The organism is Photorhabdus cinerea (assembly GCF_011189575.1).
Lineage (GTDB): Bacteria > Pseudomonadota > Gammaproteobacteria > Enterobacterales > Enterobacteriaceae > Photorhabdus > Photorhabdus cinerea.
Genome location: NZ_PUJW01000036.1, coordinates 1 through 21,200 on the forward strand (window position 1 = coordinate 1; position 21,200 = coordinate 21,200).

The following is a 21,200-nucleotide window of genomic DNA, read 5'->3' on the forward strand; positions in this document are numbered from 1 at the left end:
GCTTTGACGTGCTGGGTGGGGACGAGCCTGACGGTATAGCCCATCGCCTGTAACGTTCTCCCCCAATAATGAGAAGTGGCACCGGCTTCCATGGCAATGACGGTTGATGGCGGGAAAGTCCGCACAATATCAAGGAGTTTTTGCCGTGAAATCTTTCGGTTAGAGGCACCGGAACCGTCCGCCATCCAGACGCAGACCTGAAAAACATTTTTGGCAAGGTCAATGCCAACCACTTTGATCGTATTCATGAGTTGTTCTCCTGAAATTCAGTGCATCGGAAAAAAAGAGGGCACTGTTTACCGCTGAAAAAGGGGACGTCCATCACATCATCTTATTGAATTTTTTCCGCGCTTGGCTATCCCCGCAAAGACCTTATGTCGAGGGATGCGAATGTTATGGCAGACACTCAAACGGGTGGAATCAATAAAAGTAATGCCTGTGGGTTTCCCTTTTAATTGCGTCAGATAGCTGCATAGTGGCACCAAAACGGAAGGGGCCACATTGACAAAACGGGTATAACTGAGTAAGGTGGGAAAATTGTTGTGGTGATATTTCCAAATATGTTCTAGATAAAAATGTTTAAAATCCCGGTAATGCGACCGATGAAAAAGGATCAAAATGGTCATGATTTCACTGGGAGACATGTGACCTTGTCGGCGGCGTAAACGATGCCCGCTATCGAGACAAAATTGTTCCCATTGAGGGATGAAAAAACGGCAAAAATCATCGACATGACAGAAAATTTCAACTAAGTTGTCCATAGCCTGTTCCTCCCCGGAGCTGTTTTCGGCGTTCACCAAAACTTTGCTCCTGGAACAGGCTTCTCGTCAATTTCTCATCCAGAATTCGGGTTAAATAATAATCATTTTATTATGATTTTGATTGTTTTATTGCCTATGTTTTTTATAAAATTGTTTGAAAATAGAGGCTATCGCTGTTATGTCTGTTGTAAGGTCTTTCAGCTGGAATACACTTACCAAGCCTATAAACTTGGGATTAAAGAACAAGTTGTCAATATGGTGATGAATAATGGAGGTATTCGCGACACCACTTGTGGACTGAAAATCGTAATGGCCACCATCATGAAAACGTTAAAAAACTTAATCCCCCGGAACGTGGTTAAGTTACCTGTTGGTGGAAATGATCTTCAACTTATCTGTGAAATGGATGATCAATAGTCGTTTATGGGAAGTAATAGTCTGTTCAGAGCCTTTACTAAAATATATTTATCATTTATCACCTGCAATGATAAAAGTATACCCAAATGATATTAGCCACACATGACTGCGATACGACAAAAATTACGTCAGCGCCAGACCTTGTTAAAGGCTGTCGCTGGCAAACATTAAACTCTTAACAATAAGGGGAATGCTGAAAGGTTGTTCTGGCAACCATAGCGATGACAAAGATAGGTAAGACAGTGATTCGCTAAATCTGAATGATTTTATTGACTTAAAACCCTAAGGAAAAATGAGGAGTTAATTAGCGAATTACATAGGGGCTTGCAGTTATCAGGCTGCAATAAAAGCGGATATAAAGTTGTAACCTACCTGTCGAAGTCTAAACAATGGATGCCGTTGCAAGCGGGATGTGTTCATATAATAAAGATGACATTTAACGTTCTCGGTTATGCGACGCAGTCGCCCAAATCACCATTGGCACCGTTTTATTTTAAACGCCGAGATCCGCGTGAAAATGATGTAGTGGTCGACATCCTTTATTGCGGTGTATGCCATTCTGATTTACATCAGGCATTCAACGACTGGGGAATAAGTCAATATCCTATTGTGCCGGGTCATGAAATCGTCGGCCGGATCAGACGCGTGGGCTCTGAAGTCAGGAAATTCAAACTCGGCGAGTTAGTCGGCATTGGCTGCATAATAGATTCTTGTCGAGAATGTTCTCCCTGTAAAAATGGGCTGGAGCAATATTGCGAAAAAGGCTACATACAGACTTATAACAGCTTTGATCGCCATGATCATACGCTGACGTACGGGGGATATTCTCGGTCGATTGTTTGCCCAGAGGATTTCGTTTTACGTATCCCTAAGACGCTGGATATCAAGGCTGCTGCGCCTCTATTGTGTGCCGGTATTACCACGTGGTCGCCGCTACGCCATTGGAACATAACCAAAGGTAGCAGAGTAGCAGTAGTGGGGTTGGGTGGACTTGGGCATATGGCTATTAAACTGGCACGTGCGCTAGGTGCGGAAGTAACTCTGTTTACACGATCACCGAGCAAAGAGGCCGATGCTTGGAAACTGGGTGCGAATTATGTGGTAATTTCCACCGAAGCGTCGAAGATGGAAGGAGTGAAGTGCCGGTTTGACCTGATTATTGACACCGTGCCTTACGCACATGACATCAATCCGTATATATCAACTTTGACTTTGGATGGCACATTGGTTTTCGTTGGTTTTATCGGGGATATCGACCCAATTCTGAATACCATGCCTATGGTTCTCGGGCGGAGGTCAGTCGCGGGTTCCTGTATCGGCGGTATCGCACAAACGCAGGAAATGCTAGATTTCTGCGGTGATCACAACATTACCGCGGATGTCGAGATCATCAGAATGGACGAAATTAATGGAGCTTTTGAGCGCATGTTAAGAAATGAGGTAAAATACCGCTTCGTGATCGATATGAGTACATTGGACGATCAGTGATTCTTAAGGAAACAGACCCGTAGATAAGCACGGTGAATCTGTTTCTTGCACCACTACCGACAGTTACCCGAGATCCAAAGAGGCGACGCCTTTGATTAAACTGGTTTTCTCATCTGGGGGAACTCCTCTGTACATACGGTATGTGTAAAATTGTTCGGTCATCCCAGAAGCATAGAATAACACAAGCGCGTCGCGAGCAAATTCTGGAACATCCACGGTCACGCGCTTGTTTTTCGGTAATAAGGAGCAGACCTTCTTAAACAGTCGTTCGAGCGTCGCGGAATTGACGGCATAAAGCGGGCCAATGCGGATACCCGCGGTTGAGTTTCTGGCGCTTATCAATCCGGTAATAACACCATTTTCGCGCGTGATGAACCCCCAGCGACCTTTACTGGAAAACCAATTTTTGAGCATTGGATCCCGCCGGTATCCGATGCAGACTGCATCAAAATCAATAACTTCTGCAAGATTTTTGGAATTAACCTCCTCCACTGCGAATTTTCCCGAATATAATGGCGGCTTAATGATGCAGGACAACCGGAATATTTTATAGCTGGCTACGTATCCCCACTTCTCATAATTTTCACGTTGATTGATTACGCTATCGAGTCCCGATGAACGTGGATTAGCGCGGCTGATGCATTGCTCCCAGATTTTCAGCCCGAAACCCTGCCTCCTTTTATCCCGGATAACCAAAAAATGGCCGATGTGAGAGTATGTATCGTTAAAGTTGACGATGGAAAGTGAAGCGACAGGCTTACCATTATCGTAACCGATAAAAAAGCCATTGGGATCTGCACGAATAAAGTTCGCCTCATCGTCGAGTCCTAAATCCCATTGTTCTGCTTTTTCCCATTCAACGACCTCCTGCCATGCTGCAAGGGAGACACTTAAAATTGAAAACGTTTTAGGGTTCATATATTCGCTGTTGTCATTAAAATTTGTAGAGTCAATAATATTGGACTGTAGTGGTCCACTAATTTAGGACACATTATTAGCCTTTTCCCATCATCTTTCATATTCAACGGGTGAAATTCCCCTATTAAAGTTATACTCGCGATGTCCTAGTCAAAAAAAGTACTGCCGTCGCCAGTATGATAGTAAAAGTCACCAGTGGCCAGGCGGTATCCCCCCCCATGCTAACGATAGCTGCGGTACCCAAAAGCGAAACTATGATACTTTCACCGCCCCAGTAGATAGCCACCGCTAGGCCAGCACGATCACTGAATGCGGCAAGCGCGCCGTTGGCGGTCACGGAGACAGTGAAGACGATCCCTACCGCCATTATACACATCGGCAGAACGAACGTTGCAAACGAAGGCTTACTTAATGTCCAGGTTAGCGTCAAAACTCCAGCGCCAAAAATTAGAAGCGTCATTCCACGTCGTACGCATCCATTCGTCCCCCAACGGGCAACAAACCGCCTTACGAAAAAGGTCGTGACGATCATGACCAGCGCCACGGTCGCGAATGCAAGGCTGAATTGCAGTTCGGAGTAATTAGCCTTTGTTATCAGCACCCGAGGCGCGGTAGAGAAAAAGACGAAAAACGTTCCCATTGCCGTACCGAAAGCCAGCGTATAAACCCAGAACGTACCGCTTGTCAAAATCGGCATGGCCGACAGGCTTTTGGAGGCCGCTGGCACGCGTGTTTCATGCCAGCGGGATGCTGCGTGCAATAACGGCAGTACCGTCACCAGCGCTAGGAACCAGAAGATCGCCCGCCAGCCGAACCCATCAGCCAGAAAAGCGCCCAGTATCGGCCCTAGAGCGGGTACGAAAGCCAGTATTGAACTAAACAGGCTGTAAATCACCGTGCTCTCCGGGCGCTCAGCATAAACGTCACGTACTGTGGCGAAAATCGCAACCAGAGTCGCAGACGCGCTGAGCGCTTGAATAAGCCGAAAGGTCACGAAGAGGGAAGGTGAGGAAAACAACGCTAGCGCGACGGAAGCAAGGACGAAGATAGTTCCACCGCCGAGCAGTACGGGGCGGCGTCCGATGCGGTCGGAAAGCGGACCAAAAATCACCTGCCCTAGCCCCAATCCCAGCAAGTAAAGGCTCAGAGTAAGCTGGATGACCGAAGGGCTCGTGTTCAGCGCACTGGGCATGGAAGGGACCACGGGGAGATAAATATCCATAGCCAACGAGGCGATGAGATCAAAAGGTACCATCAGCAAGAGTGTCATTGATATAGTCCAAACCGGAAGTTTGCTAGACATAAAAATTCTCCTTTCAACTCTATTCAAATTTCAAAATATTGGTTTATACATAACCGTAGGCGGTGAATTTGTTAATTTGACTAAGCCCGGCAATACGTTTTTAAGTAGGAAATATGATATAAGTAAAAATTTCCAGCTCTACATTGACGATATTCAATAGGTAATAACCATGAATGTCACTTCTCCTCTCGCAGTGAAGATATGAATTATAAATTTCGACGCGATAACATGACTCACTGAAGTCGATTTTAGTGGATATCCATTTCATTACCTACCCGCAGGGTACCCATACTTTGTCGAGTTGCACAAAAAGACCATCACACCTTTATCTAAGAGCACATGTTTAACTAAATTAGAAACATCACCATTAAGGAAAACAACTTCGAGAACAGAAATATAAAACAAGCATACAAAACCCATTCTCAGAAGTTTCATCAAAAGATGCCATATTTTCTGATATCAAAGATGTTCTTTATTATTTAAAACATCAAATATTAGACAGCATTTATTTGCATGAATATCAACCAAATCACCCAATTCATTTGTACTCGTCAGTAACTCCGTGCAAAATTGCTGCGAATTATCCGCACTAATCCAGCCCGATAGTTTTGTCAGGATATCATCCATTTGCCAGCGGCACACACCAGCATAGTCATTGTGTTTTTGTATATCCCAATAGGCGATTGGTTCATTATCCATAATCCGGGCTGCAAGGCACATGAGTACCTGCATAGGTGGTGGGGCGATGGTGAGTATAGATTTTAGCTCATCCCGGGACTTCGGTAGCGACAGGAGAAATGTCAGAATTGCGGCATGCGGCAAGACTTGGCAAACTGACATAGCACGATCATGTTCCTGTGCGGTCATCCAAGTCACATCCATCCCAGCTAGGCGCAACAGGCTCGAGAGCATTTCCCCTGCCTGCGTACGACTGTCCTCGCAAACAACAACAGGGCGTCCTGCACAGTCAAGCTTCGGTGAGAACATGGGATTAATACCGACCGAAACTGCACTCGGACAGATTTCCGCCGCCAAGTCCTGAAACGGATGCTGTATCGAGCAAGTATTGATCAACCAAAAGTTTTCCCGCGTATGGCCGGCGCACCGCGCCAAGACATCAAGACATCTAGGGCGGTCAGCTCAGGCAGTGCGAAGATTAGCGCATCCGTGTCTGCCAGCAGATGAGCGCCCTGCCCAGTGAGTTCCGCTGCGTCCATCACCAGTGTTCGCCCGGTGCTGCACGTTTATCAATCACCACAACATGGTGTCCGTCGGCCACCAGAAGGCGAACAAGGCAAGCACCGACTACTCCCGCACCACCAATGACCAAAAATTTCCTCTTATTCATGACAATGAGACTTCCCAGAGTTGATGCTGTAGAATGGTACGCTTGCCTTAACCAGCGTTTCCTCCATTTCTTCGACAGGATCTGACGCTGCCACAATGGCACCACCGATGCCGAACTCTGCTACACCATCACGCACCACCGCAGTCCGAATGACGATGCTAAGATCGGTATAGCCATCAAGGCCGATCCACCCAAGTGCGCCGGAGTAGATCCCGCGAGCAGATGACTCCAGTCGATCGATAAGCTCCATTGTACGTAGCTTAGGGGTGCCGGTCATCGATCCGCCTGGGAAACACGCCTTGATCGCGTGAAACGGGCTTATGTCAGAAAACAGCCTACCCTCCACCGTTGACTCCAGTTGATATACTGAAGAATATTCTTCTATTATCGAAGGATAATGGTACCTTTACCGAACCTGGGATGCAGATGCTGTTCAAATCATGACGCACCAAATCGACGATCATTAAGTTTTCCGCACGATCCTTTGGCGAATTAGCTAAATCGCTCTTCAACAAGCGATCCTGATCGGGCGTGGTTCCCCGTGGACGGGTTCCTTTTATGGGTTTGGACTTAATGACCCCGGCTTTATCAATCTTAAGAAAGGTTTCGGGGGAAGAACTGAGTATAGAGAAAGATTTATCCTTAAAAAAGGCACCATAGGGTACCGGGCTTATCATGCGCATTTTCAGATATGCCTGCACTGGTTCTCCCGCGAATTTTAATCGTGCACGATTGGTCAAACATATTTCATATGACTCGCCGTCTGAAATTTCCTTAAGGCAGGATTTTATTTTTTCAATATAAATCGAAGAGCTATCCTCAAGGGAAAGGGCGTCTTCCTCTACCGCCCCTGGAGTGAACTCCAGAGGCTGGATTTTCACATCTTCAATCATCAGATCCGATATGACCAGCGGCTCACCCCATAGGTTGCAGGCCCAGGATTCGTCTGTCAGATGATCAAAGACCACGATGTTTTTCGGCAGGTAAAATACCGCATCTGGCATGTCGGACGAATGGCGGTTAGGAGAGCCAGTTAACGCTTTCAGCTCATATCCCAGATATCCGACAACACCAGCCTTGAAGGGAAAAGGTGTTTCATCGGCCGTATTGAAATTAAATGTTCTTAAGATTTCATCCATAAGCAGAAACACATCACCGCTTATCTGCGAAGAGCCGTTCGGTCCCGTCATAGACAACCTTTTATTATTTACATTATAACTGAACTTAAGGGAGGAACTTGTGTCACATTCCCCCATGACCGAATAACGGGAATTCGACCTGTTTGATAGTTCACTGTCCAGCCAAAAGGCAGAGGAACACCCCGCAAACAGATGCATGAATGTCTTTACGGGACTGCAGCGTCGCTCCAAAGGAATAAATTTGCACTTTACCGTCGCTGGTCCACCGATATCCAACAACGCCCTTTTTTAGAGCACAATCCTGTAACGTGATCTCTTTTTTCTTTTGTGCTAAGCGGATAAAGTTCAGGATTATCAGGTGACCATGTTCGGAATCGATCGATTCTGGATGGAACTGAACACCATAGACCGGTCGTTCGCGATGGGCTAGTGCCATGACTAGCCTATCTTCGGTACGCGCCGTAATCTCCAGGCAATCCGGCACAGATGTGCAAATCAAGGAGTGATAGCGAACGACTTCGAAATCTTGTGGAACCCCAGCGAACAGCCCCCTCCCACAATGCTGGATCTTTGCGCGGTAACCATGAACTGGCCGCGGCGCGTGCTCAACTACGCCACCGTAAAAGTGATTGATGCCCTGATGTCCGAGGCACACACCGAGAATCGGCTGCATTCCTTGGGTTAGGATGTAGCGGCAAACGCCAAAATCAGCCTCTTTACATGGATGGCCTGGCCCTGGGGAGAGGATCACCGCATCATACTTAGTTAAGTTCAGAGAGCTTTCCTGCGCGGTATTTGGCACTACCTCCGGTACGAAACCGCAGGCTTCATAAACATACTGGGAAATATTATTAGTGAATGAATCAAAATTATCGACAATAAGAATATTCACCACCACCCGCCTCTTAAAAAATAATAATAGTCGATTTCACCTAAGAAACGAATAAATTCGTTAAAAAGTCCTTAGAATACATGGTACAGCCCGATACGCCCTGAAGAGTTAATTATCTGATTCTTTAACGATGACCTCTTCAAGTCGGCATGCTTCATCGATGATGCATCCATACAACTTTTCAATAAACGAGGGATCTAGCCCCAAGGTGCGGCCAAATGTGGAATTTTTGCGTTTTACCTCCAGCACTCGGTTAGGTTGCATGACTGGTACGTCATGGCTTCGTTTAAAAGCGGCAACTTTATTGCAGATTTTTAATCTTTTTGCCAGAAGAGCGACTAATTGTTTATCGATTTCGTCAATTTGCATTCTGAAAACATCGAGCTTATTCATGATTGTGCTTCTTCCTTCATTCTCATGCCCTGAACTATTGACTCGTTGTTGGTTAGGCGGAAGCCGGAAAATCCGGTCTCATTAGTTGCTTAAAATGAAATTGCACGTGGTCTGCAATAAACGATTGAACAAAATGCAAACTGTGATCATATCCGGGCTGTAATCGATAGCGTACAGACCGATTATTTAGTTCACATTTTTCGACGAAGTTATCTACCAGTAATTGGTCGAAGCGGTGTTCATCCTCATCGCCGAGATCCAGGAGAACTTCGCTGGGGAATGGTAAATGTGAAATAAGTTCGGTCGCATCGTTTTCTGTCCATAAGGAAGAGTATTCACCGAAGTATTCATTGAAAGCGTCGATTCCCCAGGATACTTTACTGGGTGAGCAAATGGGCGACAGAGCCGAAACCGAACCAAATGTATCTGGGTGCTTGAGGGCCAAGGACAATGCGGCGTGTCCCCCCATGCAATGGCCTGTTATGCCAAAGGGAAGGTCGTCTATCGGAAATTCCTGCCGCAGTAAACCTGGAAGTTCCCGCGCAAGATAAGTTTCCATCTGCCAGTGATCGGCCCAGGGCTGTCGTATCGCGTCAATATAGTGGCTTGCTGATGCTCCGAAATTATATTTTCCGGTTTTTTCGTATTCCCCGCTTTTTCGAGGGCTAGTATCCGGTGACACTAGGATTATCGGGTATTTCGACGCTGTGAGTTGTGCAATACCCATGTCTAAAAATGTTTTATAGGTACCTGTAAATCCAGAGAGATATATTAACGCCGGAAGTTTGTGCCGCTTGGCAGAATCGGGAACAAAAACCCCCAACCGCATTTCAAGACCAATAACGTACGAATCATGTTTAATTGCATACTGCGTTCCAGAAAAGCATCGGCTTTGAGAAATAATTGTAAAACTCATCACAGACCTCTTTTAATCGCTGATTGTGTTCCAGGCTGTTATTATGAACGCCCATGGAGCACTTTAACTATTAATAAAAAAGATAACAATATCGGAAAGTTAGTTATTGATTAGGAAATTAATATTTCTTGGATTCACATAATAAGTGCAACATCGTTAATCCGGAAGTAAACATGTTCGTATTCCTTTAAATAATTCATTCGGTGTTTTCCCTCCCAGTGTTTTTCGGGGGCAATTATTTAATCGGTTTACCAAAAAATTTATTTCCTTAGCTGAGACTTCATTAAAATCGGTTCCCTTTGGAAAGTATTGTCTAATTAACCCATTGATATTCTCATTGATCCCTCTTTCCCAAGGCGAGTAAGGGTGAGCAAAATAAATTTGGGCTTCTAATTTTTTACTCATGATTTCATGCTCTGCGAACTCCAAACCGTTATCGAATGTGATGGTTTTAATCCTTTGTTTCAACGGGTATAATACTTTCACTACCGCTTTTGCGACTTCTGATGCCCGCTTGCTATCAAGTTTAACAATTATGGTATACAATGTTTTGCGGTCAACCAGGGTTAATAAGACACTTTTTTTATCTTTCCCCATTATCGTATCACCTTCCCAGTCGCCAATACGTCCTTTTTTACCAACGACTTCCGGGCTCTCATCAATACTGGTCCGATTTTTAATTTTGCCTCTTTTTTCATAGCGACCATAGCGTTTACGATAGGGTTTTCTGGCAATTCGAAGATGTTGCCATAAATCACCCCCCTCTATTTTATCTTGATAAATCAGCCTATAAATCGTCTCATGATGCAGAAATATCCCTTTATGCCGCTTCAAATAATCAACCACCTGTTCAGGACTTAAATCTTGCCAAATTAACCGTTTTATCTATTCTTTGACTTCCGGCGTTATTTTTACGGCTTTTTTAGCAAAATGACGACGAGCCAATCCCTTCAAATGAGCCTGTTCAGGGCAATAGGTTTGAACTTCTTGATTTCTCTTCAATTCTCTGCTGATGGTCGGAGGGCTTCGCTTAAGTGACTCAGCAATGAAACGCTGTGAAAAACCGGCTTTTTTTAAACTGGAAATTTGGTATCTTTCTGTTTCGGTCAGTTGTGTATAGGTCATTGTGCATTTTCCTGTGGCGGGAAAGATGCCTACTATAGCAACTGACTGCCCTTCTGAAAAATTGCACTTGTATCATAGTAATTATGGTGGTTAGCTACCATCATAAGAAACAAGGTGAGCCTCAAATTGTACATTTAAGCGAGACTTTGTTAATAAGCTAAAGCCCCTTGTTTCACCTTCCACGCCAGCACCAATATTGAACGGTAACCAAGAGCAATGACTCTGTATATACAAGTGAAATTGGCGTGATGGCATCAATAAGAGAGGGGGGTTATCATGTATTATGTCGGAATAGATGTTAGCAAGAATAAACTGGATATTTGCTTGTTATATGATGGAGTTAAAGGTAAACGCAAAACAAAATCCCTTCTGAATAATGCGCATTCAGCCTGTATGTTAATAGAGTGGTTAGCTAAGCATATTCCTGCCCTGCAACAAGCAAATATCGTTATGGAAGCCACTGGAGTCTATCATGAACGGTTGGCTTATGACCTTCATCAGGCTGGGGGGAGGATTGCAATAGCTAATCCTTTACGCGTGCGTGATTTTGCTAAAGGTATGGGAATATTGACTAAAACAGACAAAGTAGATGCCTATACTTTAGCCTGCTACAGCGCATTAAAACAACCCGATGTCTGGCAACCTCCCCCTATAGAAATTCGCGAATTGAAGGCTCTCCTATGCCGTCGGGACGCGTTATTAGAGGATATCCAGCGTGAGCGTAACCGGTATGAGAAAAGCGGCTCAACCCATACCTCAAAAAGGGTTATTGAGTCCATAGAGGCAATGATGCATCACATGAAAAATGAGTTAGCTGAGCTTGAAGTTCTTATTGCTGAGCATATAAACCACTATCCTGATTTAAAAAAAGATTTTGAACTTTTAATATCAATAAAGGGGGTTGGATCTCAGATTGGTCTTAACATGCTGGTTATCTTACGTACGAATACCTTTACTAGTGCAACGCAAGTAGCTGCATATCTTGGTGTCATTCCTATTGCAAAACAGTCAGGCACATCGGTGCATGGTCGAGTGCGCTTATCTAAAACAGGTCCTGCTGAAATCCGCGCTAAGTTGTTCATGTCTGCACTCACTGCAATTCGTTTTAACCCCCACATAAAGGATTTATACCCAAGAAACTTCAAGATGCAGTTTTTAGCACCTGAAAATGGTCGTTAATTCTAGACATCAGCGAGTCCGCTATATCAGGTAGCGTTGTGGTAAAAAATTTGAATACTTTGTCTCGAAATTCATGTTTATCAGCGAAATAACGGTTATTTCGAACATGTTCATTCATGACCTTCCATAATCGCTCTATCGGGTTTAAATTTGTGCTGTATGGCGGAAGGTAATGTAACTCAATATTGCTAACATAAGCCCACTCCTTCACAAGATGCGCTTTGTTGTAACCCGCCCTATCCACAATAAGATGAATTTTTTGATGATAGTCAGGATAAGACTTTCTTATTTCATTGAAAAAACAGCACATGTTGTCGTCATTGATGGTTTGATATTCCTGGAACACCGTACGACCAATAGCATTCAGGTTGAGTGCACCCAATATATTCAGGCGAGTTCGGCTTCCTGTTGTTTTGACTGTTTTTTTCTCGCCTTTTTGCATCCAACCCTAACTGAGTTTAGTACCTTGAGTCGGGTGAACAGCGTCAAGAAAGAGGATGGGTTCGTCTTTCGCTGTGACTTTAAGATTTTCATAATATTCAATAAATTGTCTCTGTTTTTCTGCCTCGAATTTATGAGGGACACCACAAGGTTTTTTATAAGAAAAACCCTGACGGTGTAGCCATTTATTCATGCCTGGAATGCTAAAGGTAATATTCCAGAGCTGAGCAACATAGGCCACAATTTCATGGGTGTGATGGAAAAGATGTTGAGATAAGTGGTTGATTAAAAAATCAGTTTGCTCACGAGAAAGTAAACTATCGGACCCCCCATTATCAGATTTAAGTTTACCTTGATTGAGGTAATCACTGATATGGCGGTCAACGGTGGTCTGATGGAGTCGCAATGCCTGGGCGATCATCATAGAACTCCACCCTTCAGAAGCCAGAAGGATAGCTTTTATTCTGTCTCGTACTTGACCATCGCGAGTGGTGTCGTGAAGACGTTCAAGTTTGATTTTTTGTTCTGATGTAATAAATATTTTCATAGCGAGGATAATGATCTCCATTTCGGATAAAATCAAGCATCTTCAATGATTACGGGTATATATAATAGATTGATTAATAAAGGAAAGGCAAAAGTGTTGGCTTTAGGAGCCGCGATGCGTAAATTAGTTCATTTGTGCTACGGAGTACTAAATACGCAGCAATCATATGATGAAAACTATGCTATTAAAACTTGACCATCAAGACGGTAGCTTATTAGTCGAATCCGCCTTTTCTATGTTTAAGCTCTCCCGTTTATTTTTTGATAAGATACTGAATCAGGTTGTTTTAAGTAATATTCAGAATAACTATCGGTTACGTATGTGGTACATTATTGCGTAATAAAAAATAGATGGTGCCATGTTTGTGGTTATTGATATAACATTGCATGATTCACCTGTCAATTTATCGTGTTCTTTTTGTGATAACCAGTGATTATTATATTTTTTGATCTTATTAAGGTAAGTTTTTACCGTTTTTAGAATATTTCCTCAATTAAAAAATAAGAAAACTATATTCTAACATAAATTAATATTGAAAAATTCATATTTCATAGTGAGTCATGTCACACTTTATAAATTAATAATGTCATTTTTTATAAATTAACAATATCATGACTTATATACCCGTAATCATTGAAACTGCTTGATTTTCGCCCAAATGAGGCTCATGGTATCAGTCATGAAAATATTCATTACCGATGAACAAAAGGCCGAACTTGAACACCTCCATCACACCTGCCGTGATAAGAGAGAGTGATCGCATCAAAGCGGTCCTGCTGGCCTCTGAGGGCTGGAGTTCAGTCATGATCGCTCAGGCCCTGCGTCTTCATGAAACGACCGTTAATCGTCATATCAGCGATTACCTTAATCACCGCAAAATCAAGCCTGAAAATGGCGGCTCTCAGAGCTATCTCAGCGAAACACAGACTCAGGAACTTATCGCTTATCTGACCGCCAATCTTCTGCCCACCACACAGGCGGTTATCCGTCTTGTCGAAGAGAGGTGGGATATCAGTTACACCGTTCCCGGCATGAATAAATGGCTGCACCACAATGGCTTCAGCTATAAAAAACCGACCGGCGTACCACACAAATTCAATGCGGAACAGCAACGGGCCTTTATGGAAACCTACGGGAAACTGAAGCAGGAAGCCGGAGACCATGAGCCCATCCTGTTCATTGATGGCGTCCATCCTACGCAGGGGACGAAACTGGCTTATGGCTGGAGGCCGCCAAGGCCAGAAAACTACGGTGAAAACAACGGGAAGCCGTACCCGTCTGAACCTGATGGGAGCCCTGAATCTGGCCGATATCAGTCAAACGGTAGTACGCGAGTATGACCGTATCGACAGTTATCACATCGCCGAGTTTTTCATTGCCCTGCGTGAAACCTATCCGGTCAGTCAGAAGGTTCATATTATCCTTGACGGAGCCGGTTACCACCGGAGTAGGCGGGTGAAAGACTGGGCTTATGTCATGAATATTGACCTTCATTACTTACCGCCATACAGCCCGAATCTGAACCCGATAGAAAGGCTGTGGAAGGCGATGAATGAACAAGTCAGAAATAACCATTATTCCGCCTCGACGACCTTGTTGAGGCAGGCAATACATCGCTTTTTTACGGAAATATTACCGGAACTTGCTGGCAACTTGTCGTGTCGTATTAATGACAACTTCCAGGTTCTGAATCCTGCATCTTCAAGTTAAGCGGGTATAAATTAGTAATGTTATATCTTATAAATATGATAAATTCCTATGGAGATATAAACAAGATAATATATTGTCTCAGATGAATTTTTTATGGGTTATTATTTATATCATAATCATCCTAATATCATTATTTCTGTCTGACATTCAGATATTCTTTCGTTGTGAAAAAAGGGGGGGTAATATGCAGTTTGAGCGTTTGCTTGAGCTTAATTCCATCGATGATATGTCGATTCAGGTAAAAAAAATAGGGAATGATAATATTCCACTCATGGTTGTCGATAATTTTTTAAAATATCCAGAAATGGTACGGGAATTCGCACTTTCTCTTAATTACAATAAACCCGTGGGCAGTGATTTATGGCCGGGGATACAGGCGGTTGCATCACTGAACCGAAAAAATATTGAGGAGTTTATCGTCCGCTACTACCTCGAGCCCATCTTGGAACTTGATTGTAGTAACTATCACTTCCCAGCGGTCCGCCCTGGCACAAAAGCCGATCAATGGTCATCGTGGTTTCTATTAACACGATTCGGTGCGGTCACCATGCCATTTGACGAAGCGCCGTGGGCCAAAAATCCGCACGTGGATTATTTCGGTTTCATAGCGTCAGTGCTGTATCTGTCATTACCCGAACAGTCGCGTGGGGGAACAGTGTTTATCCGACACAGGGAGACGGGGATCGAAACAATCCCCCCGGCTGCCCTGGGCTTACCCGATAGGCTCCGCTGTATATTAAAGGAAACCCGTTCTCATGAAATCATTTACGGAAAAATTTTTGATGAATGGTGGGCCGAACACGGCAAAAGCTGGGATCACGAAGAGCCACTAAAAAAAGATGAGGGGCAGGTGCTCACGGAAAAAGGATTTGACATTGTATGTCAAAGAATCATGACCGGGAATACCCCGACCTCTGGTTATTTAACTCAATCGAATCCGGTATGGGAAATCACGGATCAGGTTGATGTGGCGTTCAACCGCTTAGTTCTGTATCCCACTTGGCATCTTCACAGCATTAGCTGGGATCCAACCTGGTACGGAAAGACGCTAGCTGAGCGGCGGCTAACGATGATGAACTGGCTGAACTTTCCCGTGGAGGGGGCTGAGCCATAAATAACATTTGTTGTCTGGTGAGATAGCAGATCCCTATTTCTCAACGCTTCAGAGGAGAATTAATCGTGAAAGATAACGCCATTACTGTTCCTGCACAAATACGCCCGCTCCGTGTGCTTGTTTCGGGCCAAAGCGATTTTGGTGCCGCAACTCTTCGCGCCGTAAAAGAACGGGGGCATATCGTTCCCCTGTTTATATGCACTAACCGAAATGAATCTGTACAGGATATAGCAGAGCGCACAGCCTATGAGTTGGGAATTGAGACGCTCAGAGTGTCTAAGTTAGACGCGGCTCTGACAGATCAATTGGGGCGATTAGTGACAGATGTTGGTTTAATGGCGTACGTGACACTGAAGGCGCATAGCTCTTTTCTCTCTCTGCCCCGCCACGGCTCAATCCAGTATCACCCATCGTTACTTCCGCAATATAGGGGACCAAGTGCAATAAACTGGGCGATCATTAATGGCGAAAAGACTACGGGTTTCACCATCTTTCGCCCGAATGAAATCCTCGATGACGGCGATGTACTTCTGCAGCACGAGGCGAAGATCCTTGAAGATGAATCTGCGGGAGAGCTGTACCGAAGGATCCTGATGCCGGAAGGAGTTAAAGCTCTGGTCCAATGTATGGAGTTAGTGGCCTTCAACGGGCTAAAGGGGCAGCGACAAAACTCGTCGCTGGCCACATATCAAAGCTGGTGTACGCGAGATACAGCCCGCATCAACTGGGAGCTGAAGGCCGATGAGATCCATAACCTCATTCGGGGATGTGATCCGCGGCCTGGCGCTTGGAGCTATTTTTCGGGTGAATGCTTCGCGATATGCAAATCACGTATTTCCTCCTTTTATCCCGAGCATCCAACCGATGTGCCCCTCGGCGCGGTAGTGACACTGACCACAGAACACATTACGGTAAAATGTGGGCACGGATATCTTGATATTCTGGAATACAGGGATGACGTAGGAAAACGCTGCCCGGTGGCACGGCTTATTCAGAACGGTAAATTCAGTGTAGAACAGTTGTTTTTTAGTGAATGACGTCTCATGAAGAAATAAATAGTATTTTATCGGTCATTCTCTTCACTAAATGAGCTGATTCCGGATGAAAGTATTCGAGGTTTTCATGTGCTGATTCAACCCGGAATTGATTTAGGTTAGAACTACGAGAAAAGCAATATTCAGAGGAAATCGCGATGAGGAAAATGACTATTTCGCGCCAAAAAATACTTTCCCTAGAATGTGGTAAAAATGGCGATAACCAAACACCACTATGGCGGGCTTTCTCCAGCGCGGCGAGTCGGTCACCTCAGGAGGTAGCATGTTGTGGCTCGAAATCAACGGTAACCTATTCACAGATGTATTCGATGGTGCTGTGCTGCTCCAATTATCTTGCTCAGGTCGGCGTTAAAGAAGATTCGCGCGTAAGCTTGATTTTACCCAAAGACATTCAGTTATTGGTATATCTTTTAGCATGCTGGAAAATAGGAGCATCGGTGCTTATTCTCGATGAAGACGCGCCTCAGGAACAAATTAACCACCGGATCCATACGGCAAATGCAGATATCATTATCGGTAGCAACTTTCCGGAATATAATACAGCTGCATTCGACATGGTTACGACATTAAAAAGCGGTGAACTCAATCAGTTCAGCGATAACACTTTTCAATCCGGTATTATTGATGAGTCGTTAAGTCCGCAAGTCGACAGACTTGCGTCAATGATATTCACTTCCGGTTCGACAGGGGCGCCGAAATGTGTCGGCCTGTCCCACATCGGTTTACTGAATACCATTATAGGACTGGTGGGTCATTATAAGCTCAGGGCGAGTTCCCGGGTAGCTTGGGCAGCCTCCCTGAGCTTTGATTCCGCCATCGCCGAACCGCTGTTGGCATTATTGAGCGGAGCAACTCTGATGATACCGGATACTCGAGAGCCGCTCATAGGTTCGTACTTGGAAAAATTTGTCCACCAGAAGGAAATTACACATCTTATCCTGACACCAACGGTATTGGAGACGACGAAGCCACAATGCATTCCGGCGGGAATAACCATAGCCCTCGTTGGCGAGCCACTTTCGCCGGCGACGTTAACGCGTTGGGCCGATAACAGGACACTTTATAACGCCTACGGACCTTCTGAAGCCAGCATATGCGCGACGATTACCAGCCCTTTGTGCGCCGGAGACGAGATCACCGTCGGTTGGCCGCTACCCGGCGTGGAAATCAGCATCGTGGATGAAAACCTTGAGCCAGTACCTAACTATGTGATCGGTGAGATCATCATCAGCGGGTTGGGTATTTCTTTGGGTTATCTCAACGATGCCGAAGCAACGAAGAGTGTTTTTATTAACGCAGGTCCTGACGGGGAAAGATGCTATCTGACTGGCGACATCGGGTTTAAAGATGATTACGGTCAGTTGGTACTCAAAGGGAGAAAGGACAGCCAGGTTAAGATTGACGGCCGCAGGATCGACTTGGCCGATGTCGAGCGAGTTCTTGGCTTGTTCGGCCCTATACGGCAGGTCGCCGCCGTAAAGCAGGATCGGAACGGTGGTAAGGCTCTCCTTGTTGCCTATATTGTCACCGACCCGGGTCGACCGCCCCCCACTGTACAGGAACTTCGGGGGCATGCCAGCAAATCTCTTCCCCACCATATGGTGCCATCAAAATGGTATTGGGTGGCAGAAATGCCTGTCACCCAAAACGGAAAGCTCGATCGGAGAAAGCTCGTAGACCTTGCCGCGGAAGAACTGATGTGCGCGGGATCTAGGCCCGCAGAAGGAGTTTTGGAAGCGCGCATTGCGGATATTTTTTCGCAAATACTTCAACTCGATCGAATCGGTCGTTCTGATGATTTCTTTGCACTTGGAGGTACTTCGCTGGATGTAATACGCTTTATTGAGAAATTGCGAATAGTATTCGAAACGGATTTTAACTCTGGGGATCTTCTCGAAGAGCCGACCGTCGCAGGCGTGGCTAAAAGATTGTGCACGGCTAAAGTGTATATCGAACAACCCAATAACTTACCCCCAGAAACTGAGCCCGATGTTTTACCGTCCAGTGTCGCTTACACGCCCGTCATCTGGCATGAGCATTATCCCCAGAAGGTCTTCCTGACTGGTGGAACGGGTTTTTTCGGTTCGGGGATTCTCGAAGCCTTGCTGACGGAAACATCCGCACTCATAATCTGCGCGGTTCGTTCACCCGTTGCAGGGCAAGTCACGAGACTCACCTCCGCAATGAGAAAAGCAAGAACATGGAATTTGCAATGGGAGAAGCGAATTAAAACGATACAACTCGATCTTACCGACCTTCACGTGCAAAAGGATAAAGTTACCAAAACCGTTGGCGACGTTGATCTTATTATTCATTGTGGTGCTAATGTCAATCTTGCATACGACTATAACTCGTTGAGCCGGGAGAATGTTTTCTCAACTTCGGTGCTAGTTGAGCTCGCCGCAACAGGTACAGCAAAGCGCTTTCTTTATGTATCTTCCCGCTCGGCGATCGATCCCACGGATATCAGCGGTTATGGTCAATCCAAACGGGCCGCGGAAAAGATCATGATCGCGGCATTCAAACGGGGGCTAGCAGGCTTAATTGTCAGGCCAGGGAGAATAACTGGCCATACAGAGCAAGAAGGTACCAATCCCAATGATTTCATAGTCAGATATTTAACGCTTTGCCATCAGCTGGGCAAATATCCACGGGGATTAGGTGCTTTTTACGGCGTACCGGTAGACACACTTTCAAATCAGCTTGTCCGCGCCATCATAGCGCCTTCCATCGCCGATAATCCGATTATCGAGCCAGCCGACAGCGAAATGTACGTGTTTGATGAAATCTTCGAGCAAATTTCTATGTTGGGCACGGAGGTTCAGGCAGTTGATGTGCAGGAGTGGCTAAGCACTGTTTATGACGTAGAGATGGTCGGTTTGGAAGTAATGTATCCCGACGTGCTCATCGCGGTCAGAGATTATTGGGAACAAATGAAACACACCTACCTGCTTGAGCAAAGTGCCGCTTATTCAGCAACGACTCCTTGCTCGCGCAGTAGACGTACTTCCGCTTTGGCACGGTTTGTTGCGAGGAAGCGGATTTAGAGTAGTGTCTGACCCAAAAATGAGGGGGAAATTATGTACCATCCTGAAATAGAACTAGTCCGCGATACAGCGAGAGAAAAATTAGTATTGGCCGGCGTCCCTGACGCCGAAGGAGACATTGAGCAACTCACATATCATTTTTTGCAAAACTCCGGAGACGATTCACTGGCTCGATTTATTGACGCTGTCGAGTCACGCTCGAAAAGAATTCCGCTCGGCTATATTTTAGGCTATGCTGAATTCGACGGGTTGAATTTTATCGTGGGCGACGGAACTTTTGTACCCCGTACTCAGAGTCTCCCTATGATTAATGCGCTTTGTAGCAGAACATCGTCGCCCGTTGAGACAATAACCGATCTATGTGCGGGTGTCGGGCCGCTTGGCATCAGTCTTATGCTACGTCTCTCCAGCTCTCGTGTGTATTTTGTTGAATACAACAAAACCGCCATTGGGTATTTAAAGAAAAATATTAAGAATTTGGTGCCTTCCAATACGCAAATACATATTTTGGAAAACGACATATTTTCGGTAGATGATTTTCTTAGTCCGGCGAAATTATCCGATATTGTCATCGCTAACCCACCCTTTGTACCCAACGGTCGAGCTAGCCTTCCAGAGTTCTCCCAGCATCATCCACAGGACGCAATATTTTCAGGTGAAGATGGCTCCATCGCCGTCCGGCGCTGTTGCCTACTTACGAAAAAGATACTTCGGCGACATGGGATCATGGGTATCGAGCATCATGAAACTCATGCTGACATCGTCAGGGATATTCTCGCCACCCTTGATTTCAGGGATATAAGACAAATAGCAGACAGTGACGGTAAGATGCGCATCACAACTGCGTTGAACAGCTGATATCCTAAATTGAAAGAGGATCTTACGAAGCAAAATCTCGACCATATTGTTTCACAGGACCCGAGATTAGCCACTGTGATTAAAGGTAATAGTGGTGCCAATTATGGTGTGGGAACTGGTACTCAAGCAGATGCGGATAGATTAGGCAAAATTTGGATAGGTGATGGAGCAATACCTACAAATGATGGAACTGGATTAATTAACCCGAATTCTGTTTAAACCGTCACTGAAAAATCGTCTTCTGAGTAGAAAACTTTCAGTGATGGTTTCTTCCATTTAAGGCAGTAAGCAATCAGGCCGCCTAAAACAGTCAACATAAATCCTTTTATACTTCGGTGGCGCGAATGCTCTATTTGAGAAATTGTTTTTAATTGTCCATTAATTGTTTCGATGATAAAACGCTTTGATAACATTATCTTATTCCACTCAGCTTGCATACACGCTTTCATGTTTCGGCGCTTTTTCGTGATGAAAGTGACACCCGTTTTGGCTAAATCGTCAGCGAGCTCCTGACTGAGATAACCCTTGTCGGCGTAAAGAGAACCCGTT

At 45.1% G+C, this 21,200-nt stretch carries 19 protein-coding genes and 6 pseudogenes; 11 read left to right on the forward strand and 14 right to left on the reverse strand.

Annotated features, from left to right (window positions below):
- Both C5469_RS20335 and C5469_RS20340 read right to left on the reverse strand, forming a co-directional pair.
- A pseudogene (locus C5469_RS20335) lies at positions 1-248 on the reverse strand (IS110 family transposase); the annotation flags it as partial.
- Between the two features lie 84 nt (positions 249-332).
- A pseudogene (locus tag C5469_RS20340) lies at positions 333-761 on the reverse strand (transposase); the annotation flags it as partial.
- Positions 762-872: 111 nt separating this feature from the next.
- On the opposite strand from C5469_RS20340, the gene C5469_RS20345 reads away from it, so the two are divergent.
- Entirely contained in the window at positions 873-1,178 is a 306-nt protein-coding gene (locus C5469_RS20345; protein WP_166310305.1) for an IS1-like element transposase, read from the forward strand.
- A 429-nt stretch (positions 1,179-1,607) separates the two neighbouring features.
- A complete protein-coding gene (locus C5469_RS20350; protein WP_166310307.1) occupies positions 1,608-2,666 on the forward strand; it encodes an NAD(P)-dependent alcohol dehydrogenase in 1,059 nt (352 codons plus the stop codon).
- A 63-nt stretch (positions 2,667-2,729) separates the two neighbouring features.
- On the opposite strand, the gene C5469_RS20355 is transcribed toward C5469_RS20350, so the two are convergent.
- The 10 genes and pseudogenes from C5469_RS20355 to C5469_RS20390 form a co-directional block, all read right to left on the reverse strand.
- Positions 2,730-3,584, reverse strand: a complete 855-nt coding sequence (locus C5469_RS20355; protein ID WP_166310309.1) for a GNAT family N-acetyltransferase — start codon at positions 3,582-3,584, stop codon at positions 2,730-2,732.
- 130 nt (positions 3,585-3,714) lie between these two features.
- A complete protein-coding gene (gene cml / locus C5469_RS20360) occupies positions 3,715-4,887 on the reverse strand; it encodes a CmlA/FloR family chloramphenicol efflux MFS transporter (RefSeq protein WP_166310311.1) in 1,173 nt (390 codons plus the stop codon).
- Between the two features lie 459 nt (positions 4,888-5,346).
- Entirely contained in the window at positions 5,347-5,799 is a 453-nt protein-coding gene (locus C5469_RS20365) for a prephenate dehydrogenase dimerization domain-containing protein (RefSeq protein WP_339414591.1), read from the reverse strand.
- A gap of 304 nt (positions 5,800-6,103) precedes the next feature.
- Positions 6,104-6,235 carry an NAD-dependent epimerase/dehydratase family protein gene (locus C5469_RS20370; RefSeq protein WP_166310315.1) on the reverse strand — a complete coding sequence of 44 codons (132 nt, stop codon included), beginning with the start codon at positions 6,233-6,235 and terminating at the stop codon, positions 6,104-6,106.
- Positions 6,228-6,581, reverse strand: a complete 354-nt coding sequence (locus tag C5469_RS24125; RefSeq protein ID WP_339414592.1) for a chorismate-binding protein — start codon at positions 6,579-6,581, stop codon at positions 6,228-6,230. The genes C5469_RS20370 and C5469_RS24125 overlap by 8 nt, the downstream gene beginning before the upstream one ends.
- The gene (locus C5469_RS20375) at positions 6,571-7,572 is read right to left on the reverse strand and encodes a chorismate-binding protein (RefSeq protein ID WP_278249781.1); all 1,002 of its coding nucleotides are present in this window, start codon (positions 7,570-7,572) and stop codon (positions 6,571-6,573) included. Before C5469_RS20375 ends, C5469_RS24125 begins: the two co-directional genes overlap by 11 nt.
- On the reverse strand, positions 7,526-8,266 hold the full coding sequence (locus tag C5469_RS23795; RefSeq protein ID WP_339414593.1) for an anthranilate synthase component II: 741 nt from the start codon (positions 8,264-8,266) through the stop codon (positions 7,526-7,528). The genes C5469_RS20375 and C5469_RS23795 overlap by 47 nt, the downstream gene beginning before the upstream one ends.
- A 108-nt stretch (positions 8,267-8,374) precedes the next feature.
- Positions 8,375-8,659 carry a chorismate mutase gene (locus C5469_RS20380; protein WP_166310317.1) on the reverse strand — a complete coding sequence of 95 codons (285 nt, stop codon included), beginning with the start codon at positions 8,657-8,659 and terminating at the stop codon, positions 8,375-8,377.
- Between the two features lie 52 nt (positions 8,660-8,711).
- Positions 8,712-9,575 carry an S-formylglutathione hydrolase gene (gene fghA / locus C5469_RS20385; protein WP_166310319.1) on the reverse strand — a complete coding sequence of 288 codons (864 nt, stop codon included), beginning with the start codon at positions 9,573-9,575 and terminating at the stop codon, positions 8,712-8,714.
- Between the two features lie 156 nt (positions 9,576-9,731).
- Positions 9,732-10,700: pseudogene (locus C5469_RS20390) on the reverse strand (IS30 family transposase).
- Between the two features lie 276 nt (positions 10,701-10,976).
- Here C5469_RS20390 and C5469_RS20395 point away from each other — a divergent pair.
- The gene (locus C5469_RS20395) at positions 10,977-11,879 is read left to right on the forward strand and encodes an IS110 family RNA-guided transposase (RefSeq protein ID WP_166310321.1); all 903 of its coding nucleotides are present in this window, start codon (positions 10,977-10,979) and stop codon (positions 11,877-11,879) included.
- Here C5469_RS20395 and C5469_RS20400 read toward each other — a convergent pair.
- Positions 11,842-12,867, reverse strand: a pseudogene (locus C5469_RS20400) (IS630 family transposase). The gene C5469_RS20395 and the pseudogene C5469_RS20400 sit on opposite strands and share 38 nt — an antisense overlap.
- Positions 12,868-12,924: 57 nt before the next feature.
- Between C5469_RS20400 and C5469_RS23800 the strand changes: the two are divergent.
- The 8 genes and pseudogenes from C5469_RS23800 to C5469_RS20440 form a co-directional block, all read left to right on the forward strand.
- A pseudogene (locus C5469_RS23800) lies at positions 12,925-13,062 on the forward strand (IS110 family RNA-guided transposase); the annotation flags it as partial.
- Positions 13,034-13,207: a hypothetical protein gene (locus C5469_RS20410; protein ID WP_166310301.1), complete on the forward strand. Its 174-nt coding sequence runs from the start codon at positions 13,034-13,036 to the stop codon at positions 13,205-13,207. The pseudogene C5469_RS23800 and the gene C5469_RS20410, both read left to right, overlap by 29 nt.
- A gap of 339 nt (positions 13,208-13,546) precedes the next feature.
- Positions 13,547-14,577, forward strand: a pseudogene (locus C5469_RS20415) (IS630 family transposase).
- A 184-nt stretch (positions 14,578-14,761) separates the two neighbouring features.
- Positions 14,762-15,691: a DUF6445 family protein gene (locus C5469_RS20420; protein WP_166310323.1), complete on the forward strand. Its 930-nt coding sequence runs from the start codon at positions 14,762-14,764 to the stop codon at positions 15,689-15,691.
- 65 nt (positions 15,692-15,756) lie between these two features.
- On the forward strand, positions 15,757-16,728 hold the full coding sequence (locus C5469_RS24315) for a formyltransferase family protein (protein ID WP_166310325.1): 972 nt from the start codon (positions 15,757-15,759) through the stop codon (positions 16,726-16,728).
- Between the two features lie 155 nt (positions 16,729-16,883).
- On the forward strand, positions 16,884-19,793 hold the full coding sequence (locus C5469_RS20430; RefSeq protein WP_166310327.1) for a non-ribosomal peptide synthetase: 2,910 nt from the start codon (positions 16,884-16,886) through the stop codon (positions 19,791-19,793).
- A 33-nt stretch (positions 19,794-19,826) separates the two neighbouring features.
- Entirely contained in the window at positions 19,827-20,651 is an 825-nt protein-coding gene (locus C5469_RS20435; RefSeq protein WP_166310329.1) for a N5-glutamine methyltransferase family protein, read from the forward strand.
- Between the two features lie 75 nt (positions 20,652-20,726).
- Positions 20,727-20,870, forward strand: coding sequence for a hypothetical protein (locus tag C5469_RS20440; protein WP_166310331.1), 144 nt, complete (start codon positions 20,727-20,729; stop codon positions 20,868-20,870).
- Here C5469_RS20440 and C5469_RS20445 read toward each other — a convergent pair.
- Positions 20,867-21,200: transposase (locus C5469_RS20445; protein WP_166310333.1), on the reverse strand; the 334-nt coding region annotated here is incomplete at its 5' end. The genes C5469_RS20440 and C5469_RS20445 overlap by 4 nt on opposite strands.

Excerpts from the sequence above, each read along its gene's own strand:
- C5469_RS20345 (WP_166310305.1), top strand. The coding sequence starts at position 873 with ATGATTTTGATTGTTTTATTGCCTATGTTTTTTATAAAATTGTTTGAA.
- C5469_RS20350 (WP_166310307.1), top strand. The coding sequence starts at position 1,608 with ATGACATTTAACGTTCTCGGTTATGCGACGCAGTCGCCCAAATCACCA.
- C5469_RS20355 (WP_166310309.1), bottom strand. The coding sequence starts at position 3,584 with ATGAACCCTAAAACGTTTTCAATTTTAAGTGTCTCCCTTGCAGCATGG.
- cml (WP_166310311.1), bottom strand. The coding sequence starts at position 4,887 with ATGTCTAGCAAACTTCCGGTTTGGACTATATCAATGACACTCTTGCTG.
- C5469_RS20365 (WP_339414591.1), bottom strand. The coding sequence starts at position 5,799 with ATGCTCTCGAGCCTGTTGCGCCTAGCTGGGATGGATGTGACTTGGATG.
- C5469_RS20370 (WP_166310315.1), bottom strand. The coding sequence starts at position 6,235 with ATGAATAAGAGGAAATTTTTGGTCATTGGTGGTGCGGGAGTAGTCGGT.
- C5469_RS20375 (WP_278249781.1), bottom strand. The coding sequence starts at position 7,572 with ATGCATCTGTTTGCGGGGTGTTCCTCTGCCTTTTGGCTGGACAGTGAA.
- C5469_RS20380 (WP_166310317.1), bottom strand. The coding sequence starts at position 8,659 with ATGAATAAGCTCGATGTTTTCAGAATGCAAATTGACGAAATCGATAAA.
- fghA (WP_166310319.1), bottom strand. The coding sequence starts at position 9,575 with ATGAGTTTTACAATTATTTCTCAAAGCCGATGCTTTTCTGGAACGCAG.
- C5469_RS20395 (WP_166310321.1), top strand. The coding sequence starts at position 10,977 with ATGTATTATGTCGGAATAGATGTTAGCAAGAATAAACTGGATATTTGC.
- C5469_RS20410 (WP_166310301.1), top strand. The coding sequence starts at position 13,034 with ATGATGAAAACTATGCTATTAAAACTTGACCATCAAGACGGTAGCTTA.
- C5469_RS20420 (WP_166310323.1), top strand. The coding sequence starts at position 14,762 with ATGCAGTTTGAGCGTTTGCTTGAGCTTAATTCCATCGATGATATGTCG.
- C5469_RS20430 (WP_166310327.1), top strand. The coding sequence starts at position 16,884 with ATGAGGAAAATGACTATTTCGCGCCAAAAAATACTTTCCCTAGAATGT.
- C5469_RS20435 (WP_166310329.1), top strand. The coding sequence starts at position 19,827 with ATGTACCATCCTGAAATAGAACTAGTCCGCGATACAGCGAGAGAAAAA.